Raw genomic sequence first — 1,188 nt, forward strand, 5'->3', positions numbered from 1 at the left:
CTGCGGTGGGGGACGGGGTATGACACGACGCTGCGGTCGTTCGTGAACATCATCGCCACGCCGAAGGGCGGCACGCATGTGGCGGGGTTCGAGCGTGCGGTGACGCGGACGGTGAACGAGGCGCTGCGCTCCCACCGGCTGCTGCGGGTCGCGGATGACGATGTGGTCAAGGACGATGCCCTCGAGGGGCTGAGTGCGGTGGTGACGGTGCGGCTGGCCGAGCCGCAGTTCGAGGGGCAGACCAAGGAGGTGCTGGGCACTTCGGCGGCTTCGCGGATCGTGGCGCAGGTGGTCTCGCGGGAGCTGGAGGCGTTCTTGACGTCGTCGAAGCGGGATGCGAAGGCGCAGGCGCGTGCGGTGCTGGAGAAGGTCGTGGCGGCGGCGCGGACCCGGATCGCGGCGCGGCAGCACAAGGAGGCGCAGCGCAGGAAGACGGCGCTGGAGTCCTCGGCGCTGCCGGCGAAGCTGGCCGACTGCCGTGCGGACGACATCGACCGTACCGAGCTGTTCATCGTGGAGGGGGACTCGGCGCTGGGCACGGCGAAGGTGGCCCGGAACTCGGAGTTCCAGGCGCTGTTGCCCATCCGCGGCAAGATTCTGAACGTGCAGAAGTCCTCGGTCGCGGACATGCTCAAGAACGCCGAGTGCGGGGCGATCATCCAGGTGATAGGAGCCGGTTCGGGCCGCACCTTCGACATCGACCAGGCCCGCTACGGCAAGGTCATCTTCCTGGCCGACGCGGATGTGGACGGGGCGCACATCCGCTGTCTGCTGCTGACCCTCTTCCAGCGCTACATGCGCCCCATGGTCGAGGAGGGCAGGGTCTTTTCCGCCGTGCCCCCGCTGCACCGTATCGAGCTGGTCAGTCCGAAGAAGGGCCAGGACAAGTACCTGTACACCTACTCCGACAACGAACTGCGCCAGACCCTGCTGGAGCTGGAGCGCAAGAACATCCGCTACAAGGACTCCATCCAGCGCTACAAGGGCCTGGGCGAGATGGACGCCGACCAGCTCGCCGAGACCACGATGGACCCCCGCCACCGCACCCTGCGCCGCATCAACATCAGCGACCTGGAAGCAGCCGAGCAGGCATTCGACCTCCTCATGGGCAGCGAGGTGGCACCCCGCCGCGAATTCATCAGCTCCTCCGCCGCCACCCTCGACCGCTCCCGCATCGACGTATGACCT

Annotated in this window: 1 protein-coding gene; it reads left to right on the plus strand. The window is 67.6% G+C overall.

Annotation, left to right across the window (positions count from 1 at the left end; genetic code table 11):
• Positions 1-1,185: toprim domain-containing protein (locus IO40_RS0132745; RefSeq protein WP_031176680.1), on the plus strand; the 1,185-nt coding region annotated here is incomplete at its 5' end.
• Positions 1,186-1,188: the final 3 nt, after the last annotated feature.

The sequence above is a fragment of the Streptomyces albus subsp. albus genome, assembly GCF_000725885.1.
Classification (GTDB): domain Bacteria; phylum Actinomycetota; class Actinomycetes; order Streptomycetales; family Streptomycetaceae; genus Streptomyces; species Streptomyces albus.